Raw genomic sequence first — 5,924 nt, 5'->3', positions numbered from 1 at the left:
CGTCACCGGAGTGCGCCCAGCCCGACCGGGGCGGCGACACGGCGGCCCACGCGGGCCGGCCGACCGCATCCGGGATCTCGACATCGGCGCCCTCGCGCAGCGCGTCGCGGAGCGCCGGCAGCGCGACGACGCCGTCGAAGCGCGCCGACGCGCGCATGCGGGAGGCGCGCGCGACGAGGATCGTGGGCCCCGAGTCGAGCAGGCCGGCGGCGGCGGTCATCGGCGTCGTGAGCAGCGCGACGTCGCCGTCGGCGACGAGCCGGACGGTGCCGTCGCCGAACACGGCGGCCCGGTCGAGCAGCCGGACGAGGTCGGCGCGCGAGCGCTCGTCGAGGGAGAGGATGGCGTGCATGCGCTCCATAGACTAAGCGGCAGACCGCGAGAGGAACGCATGACCGAGCGCATCCGCATCCTGCTGGAGACCCTGGACCTGACCGACACCGGCGCGCGCACGAGCGAGGACATCTTCACGGGCACGAGCCACCCGATGCCGCTCGACCGCGTGTTCGGCGGGCAGGTCATGGCGCAGGCCGTCGTCGCGGCGCAGCGCACGGTGCAGGACGATCGGCGCATCCACTCGGTGCACGGGTACTTCGTGCGGCCCGGCGACGTGGCGCTGCCGATCACGTTCTCGGTCGAGCGGATCCACGACGGCCGCTCGTTCTCGACGCGGCGCGTGCAGGCGTACCAGAACGCCCTGCCGATCATGTCGATGATCTCGTCGTTCCAGGACGAGGACGAGGGCCCGAGCTCCCAGCACCCGATGCCCGAGGGGCTGCCGGCGCCGGAGGAGCTGCCGAGCTCGGACGACGTGCTCGCGCCGTTCGCGGAGCACCCGTCGGCGCGCGCGGTCATCGCCCGCCCCTTCGACATCCGGCACGTCGAGGGCCCCGTCTACGTGCCCGACCCGAACCGGCCGCGGCACGGCAAGCAGCACGTGTGGATCAAGGCGAAGGATCGCCTCCCCGACGACGACGCGCTGCACCGCGCGGCGCTCGCGTACCTCTCGGACTACGCGATCCTCGAGCCGATCGTGCGCATGCACGGCGCTGCGTGGTCGACGCCCGGGCTCAAGGCGGCGAGCCTCGACCACGCGGTGTGGTGGCACCGCCCGGTCCGCGTCGACGAGTGGCTGCTGCTCGAGCTCGAGACGAGCTCCTCCGGCGGCGGGCGAGGGCTCGGCCACGGCCACGTCTACCGCGCCGACGGCACGCACGTCGCGACGATCGCGCAGGAGGGCATGGTGCGGGTGCCCGTCGAGGGGCCCGGCGCCTGATGCCGGTGCAGGCGATCGCGCCGGCCGAGGCGATGCGGGTGCTGCGCGCTGCGCTGCCGCTGCGCACCGAGCGGCTCGTGCTGCGCACGCTGCGGCCCGACGACATCGACGCCGTGCGGGCGTACCGCAACGCCCCCGGGCAGCGGCGCTGGACCTACAACCGCGACCAGACCGAGGCCGAGCTCATGGCCTGGACGGCGGGCGGCGCGCCCGTGCTGCTGCGCGACGGCGACGCCGCGCAGCTCGGCATCGAGCGGGACGGCGAGCTCGTGGGCGACCTCATGGTGCGCATCACGAGCCTCGGGAGCCGCCAGGCCGAGCTCGGCTGGACGATCGCGCCGGAAGCGCAGGGCCAGGGCGTCGCCACCGAGGCCGCGCGCGCGGCGCTCGACCTCGCCTTCGCGATGGGAGCGCACCGCGTGATCGCGCACCTCGACGAGGAGAACGTCGCGTCGCGGCGCGTGGCCGAGCGGATCGGCATGGTCGTCGAGGCCCGCCATGTCGACGACGAGGTGAATCCCGCGACCGGCGAGTTCGGCACGTCGCTCATCCTCGCGGCGCGGCGCAGCTGACGCCCGGCGCCGTCGGCGCCTGCCGCGTGACCGGTGCAGAACGGCCGGCGGGGTGCGGGCATCCCCGCACCCCGCCGGTCGGAGCGCACCCGTCGGCGTCGCGGCGCTCAGTCGTGCCGGGGGAAGCCCAGGTTCAGGCCGCCGTGGCTCGGGTCGAGCCAGCGGCTCGTGACGACCTTCTCGCGGGTGTAGAACTCGAACGCGTGCTTCCCGTACGCCTTGCCCTGACCGAAGATCGAGCGCTTCCAGCCGCCGAACGAGTGGTAGCCGACGGGCACGGGGATCGGCACGTTGATGCCCACCATGCCGACCTGCACCTCGTTCTGGAACCGGCGCGCCGCTCCCCCGTCGTTCGTGAAGATCGCGGTGCCGTTGCCGTAGGGGTTCGAGTTGATGAGCTCGAGCCCCTCCTCGTAGCTCGCGACGCGCACGACCGAGAGCACCGGACCGAAGATCTCCTCCTTGTACGCGGCGGAGTCGGTCGGCACGTTGTCGATGAGGGTCGGCTTGAGCCAGAACCCGTTGGGGTCGCCGTCGACCTCCGGGTCGCGGCCGTCGACGACGACATCGGCGCCGTCGTCGGCGGCGGTCTGGATGTAGCCCGCGACCTTGTCGCGGTGCTGACCCGTGATGAGGGGGCCCATGTCGTTGTCGCGCGTGCCGTCGCCCGTGCGGATCGTGGCCATCTTCTCCCTGATCCTCGCCGTGAGCTCGTCGGCGATCGAGTCGACGGCCACGACGACCGAGATGGCCATGCAGCGCTCGCCGGCGGATCCGAACCCGGCGTTCACGGCCGCGTCGGCGGTCACGTCGAGGTCGGCGTCGGGCAGTACGAGCATGTGGTTCTTCGCGCCGCCGAGCGCCTGCACGCGCTTGCCGTGCTTCGAGCCCGTCTCGTACACGTACTCCGCGATCGGCGTCGAGCCGACGAACGAGATCGCCTGCACGTCGGGGTGCGTCAGGAGGGTGTCGACGGCCTCCTTGTCGCCGTGCACGACGCTCAGCACGCCGTCGGGCAGGCCCGCCTCCTGGAAGAGCTCGGCGATGAACACCGACGCCGAGGGGTCCTTCTCGCTCGGCTTGATGACGACCGCGTTGCCGGCGGCGAGCGCGACGGGCGCGAACCACAGCGGGATCATCGCCGGGAAGTTGAACGGGCTGATGATGCCGACGACGCCGAGCGGCTGGCGCAGCGAGTACACGTCGACGCCGGTCGAGGCGTTCTCGGAGTACTCGCCCTTCGTCAGCAGCGGGAACGCGGTCGCGAGCTCGACGACCTCGATGCCTCGGGCGATCTCGCCGAGCGCGTCGGAGTGGACCTTGCCGTGCTCGCGCGTGACGATCGCGGCCAGCTCATCGCGGCGGGCGACGATGAGCTCGCGGAAGCGGAACATGATCGACTGGCGCTTGGCGATCGACAGGTCGCGCCACGCGGGGAACGCCGCCTTCGCCGCGGCGATCGCGTCGCTCACCTCGTCGCGGCTCGCGAGCGGCACCTCGCGCTCGACGGTGCCGAGCGCCGGGTTGAAGACGGGTGCGGTGCGGCCCGAGCCGTCGTGGCGCCGGCCCCGGATCCAGTGCGGGATGCGCGGGGGCGCGGCCTGCTCGGTGGTCTCGACGGCGGTGTCGGTCATGGTGGAGCTCCTCGATGCCGGTGCGACGTTGCCGCTCCAGCCTACGCGCGCTCAGCCGCGCCGGAACCGGATCGGCTCCTCGAGGTACGGCTCCCAGGCCGCGCGCTCGGCGTCGGTGAGCCGGCGGGGCCGCCCGGTGCTCGCGTCGAGCATCACGACGGTCGTCGCCGCGCGCGCGTAGAGCTCCGCGCGATCGGGCGAGTGCACCTCGTAGCAGACGAGCATGCTCGCGCCGCCCATCCGGCCGACCCACGTGTCGACGATGATCGGCTCGCGGTGGTGCGGGATCTGCCCGAGGTACTCCGCCTCCTGGCGCGCGATCACGGTGACGCTCGACGCGCCCGGCCCGGCGTCGATCACCGCGGTCGCGGGCGATCCGGCCGGGCCGCCCGCCCAGAACGCGGCGACGCGCGCCTCCTCGAGGAGCGTGAGCAGGCTCGCGTTGTTGACGTGCCCGTACGCGTCGAGGTCCGACCAGCGGACCGTCACGGGCACCGCGAGGCGCATCAGTCCCTCGTGAGCTTCCGGTACGCGGAGCGGTGCGGCTTCGCCGCCTCCGGGCCGAGGCGCTCGATCTTGTTCTGCTCGTACGCCTCGAAGTTGCCCTCGAACCAGTACCAGTCGGCCGGGCTCTCGTCCGTGCCCTCGTAGGCGAGGATGTGCGTCGCGATGCGGTCGAGGAACCACCGGTCGTGGGTGATGACCACGGCACAGCCCGGGAACTCGAGCAGCGCGTTCTCCAGGCTGCCGAGCGTCTCGATGTCGAGGTCGTTCGTCGGCTCGTCGAGCAGCAGGAGGTTGCCGCCCTGCTTGAGCGTGAGCGCGAGGTTCAGGCGGTTGCGCTCACCGCCGGAGAGCACCCCGGCCTTCTTCTGCTGGTCGGGCCCCTTGAAGCCGAACTGGCTCACGTAGGCGCGCGAAGGGATCTCGACGTTGCCGACCTGGATGTAGTCGAGGCCCTCCGAGACGACCTCCCACAGGTTCTTGTTGGGGTCGATGTTCGAGCGGCCCTGGTCGACGTAGCTGAGCTTGACCGTGTCGCCGATCTTCAGCGAGCCGCCGTCGAGCGGCTCGAGGCCCACGATCGTCTTGAACAGCGTCGTCTTGCCGACGCCGTTCGGGCCGATGACGCCGACGATGCCGTTGCGCGGCAGCGTGAACGAGAGCCCGTCGATGAGCTGCCGGTCGCCGAAGCCCTTCTCGAGGTCGTTCGCCTCGAGCACGATCGAGCCGAGCCGCGGGCCCGGCGGGATCTGGATCTCCTCGAAGTCGAGCTTCCTGGTGCGCTCGGCCTCGGCGGCCATCTCCTCGTAGCGGGCGAGGCGGGCCTTTGACTTCGCCTGCCGGCCCTTCTGGTTGGAGCGGACCCAGTCGAGCTCCTCCGAGAGGCGCTTCGCGAGCTTCGCGTCCTTCTTGCCCTGGATCTGCAGACGCTCGGCCTTCTTCTCGAGGTACGTCGAGTAGTTGCCCTCGTAGGGGTACAGGCGCCCGCGGTCGACCTCGCAGATCCAGCCTGCGACGTGGTCGAGGAAGTACCGGTCGTGGGTGACGGCCATGACGGCACCGGGGTACTTCGCGAGGTGCTGCTCGAGCCAGAGGACGCTCTCGGCGTCGAGGTGGTTGGTCGGCTCGTCGAGCAGCAGCAGGTCGGGCTTCTCGAGCAGCAGCTTGCACAGCGCCACGCGGCGGCGCTCACCGCCCGAGAGGTTGGTGACCGGCCAGTCGCCCGGCGGGCAGCGGAGGGCGTCCATCGCCTGCTCGAGCTGCGAGTCGAGATCCCACGCGTCGGCCGCGTCGATCTGCTCCTGCAGCGTGCCCATCTCGGCCATGAGCGCGTCGAAGTCGGCGTCGGGGTTCGCCATCTCCGCGGAGATCTCGTTGAAGCGCGCGATCTTCTCGGTGAGGTGCCCGAACGCCTGCTGCACGTTCTCGAGCACCGTCTTCGACTCGTCGAGCTCGGGCTCCTGCATGAGGATGCCGACCGAGTAGCCGGGCGAGAGCGTCGCGTCGCCGTTCGAGGGCGTGTCGAGGCCGGCGATGATCTTCAGGATCGTCGACTTCCCCGCGCCGTTGGGACCGACGACGCCGATCTTCGCGCCCGGGAGGATCGCGGTCGTGACGTCGTCGAGGATCACCTTGTCGCCCACCGTCTTGCGGGCGCGCACCATGGAGAAGATGTACTCGGCCATGCCCTCAGTCTACGGTGACGATGTCGCCCACCAGGCACCGGCCGCCGCCGAGCGGCGCCGCCCGCATCGCGAGCGGCTCGCCGTCGCCGACCTGCCCGATGAGGCAGCTGTCCCCGGCGCGCGCGGCGACCTCGAGGAACGTGACCGGCGCGCCGAGCGAGTCGAGCTCCCGGGTGCGCTCGATGGTCGCGCGCTCGAAGCCGGCCGCCTCGATCGCGGCGACGAGCGCGGCCGGGTCCGCCGGCGACTGACC

5 protein-coding genes and 2 pseudogenes are annotated in these 5,924 nt (G+C 71.8%); 2 read left to right on the top strand and 5 right to left on the bottom strand.

Translation table 11 applies throughout. The annotated features are described in order from the left end of the window. Positions 1–352 (bottom strand): annotated as a pseudogene (locus NWP09_RS11175) (hypothetical protein); the annotation flags it as partial. Between the two features lie 39 nt (positions 353–391). Between NWP09_RS11175 and NWP09_RS11170 the strand changes: the two are divergent. Together NWP09_RS11170 and NWP09_RS11165 are read left to right on the top strand one after the other, a co-directional pair. After that, a complete protein-coding gene (locus NWP09_RS11170) occupies positions 392–1,276 on the top strand; it encodes an acyl-CoA thioesterase II (RefSeq protein WP_258275587.1) in 885 nt (294 codons plus the stop codon). Beyond that, positions 1,276–1,848: a GNAT family N-acetyltransferase gene (locus NWP09_RS11165; RefSeq protein ID WP_258275586.1), complete on the top strand. Its 573-nt coding sequence runs from the start codon at positions 1,276–1,278 to the stop codon at positions 1,846–1,848. Before NWP09_RS11170 ends, NWP09_RS11165 begins: the two co-directional genes overlap by 1 nt. 107 nt (positions 1,849–1,955) lie before the next feature. Here the strand turns inward: NWP09_RS11165 and NWP09_RS11160 are convergent, their stop codons facing one another. From NWP09_RS11160 to NWP09_RS11145, 4 genes and pseudogenes are all read right to left on the bottom strand, one after another. Then, positions 1,956–3,482: a CoA-acylating methylmalonate-semialdehyde dehydrogenase gene (locus NWP09_RS11160; protein WP_258275585.1), complete on the bottom strand. Its 1,527-nt coding sequence runs from the start codon at positions 3,480–3,482 to the stop codon at positions 1,956–1,958. Positions 3,483–3,533: 51 nt separating this feature from the next. Further along, positions 3,534–3,989 carry a thioesterase family protein gene (locus tag NWP09_RS11155; RefSeq protein ID WP_258275584.1) on the bottom strand — a complete coding sequence of 152 codons (456 nt, stop codon included), beginning with the start codon at positions 3,987–3,989 and terminating at the stop codon, positions 3,534–3,536. Beyond that, on the bottom strand, positions 3,989–5,671 hold the full coding sequence (ettA, locus tag NWP09_RS11150; protein WP_258275583.1) for an energy-dependent translational throttle protein EttA: 1,683 nt from the start codon (positions 5,669–5,671) through the stop codon (positions 3,989–3,991). The genes NWP09_RS11155 and ettA overlap by 1 nt, the downstream gene beginning before the upstream one ends. 4 nt (positions 5,672–5,675) lie before the next feature. Next, positions 5,676–5,924, bottom strand: a pseudogene (locus NWP09_RS11145) (hypothetical protein); the annotation flags it as partial.

Origin of the sequence: Agrococcus sp. HG114, from assembly GCF_024723325.1 — a bacterium.
Classification (GTDB): domain Bacteria; phylum Actinomycetota; class Actinomycetes; order Actinomycetales; family Microbacteriaceae; genus Agrococcus.
This window is presented reverse-complemented; position numbering and strand designations above follow the sequence as displayed.

Excerpts from the sequence above, each read along its gene's own strand:
- NWP09_RS11170 (WP_258275587.1), top strand. The coding sequence starts at position 392 with ATGACCGAGCGCATCCGCATCCTGCTGGAGACCCTGGACCTGACCGAC.
- NWP09_RS11165 (WP_258275586.1), top strand. The coding sequence starts at position 1,276 with ATGCCGGTGCAGGCGATCGCGCCGGCCGAGGCGATGCGGGTGCTGCGC.
- NWP09_RS11160 (WP_258275585.1), bottom strand. The coding sequence starts at position 3,482 with ATGACCGACACCGCCGTCGAGACCACCGAGCAGGCCGCGCCCCCGCGC.
- NWP09_RS11155 (WP_258275584.1), bottom strand. The coding sequence starts at position 3,989 with ATGCGCCTCGCGGTGCCCGTGACGGTCCGCTGGTCGGACCTCGACGCG.
- ettA (WP_258275583.1), bottom strand. The coding sequence starts at position 5,671 with ATGGCCGAGTACATCTTCTCCATGGTGCGCGCCCGCAAGACGGTGGGC.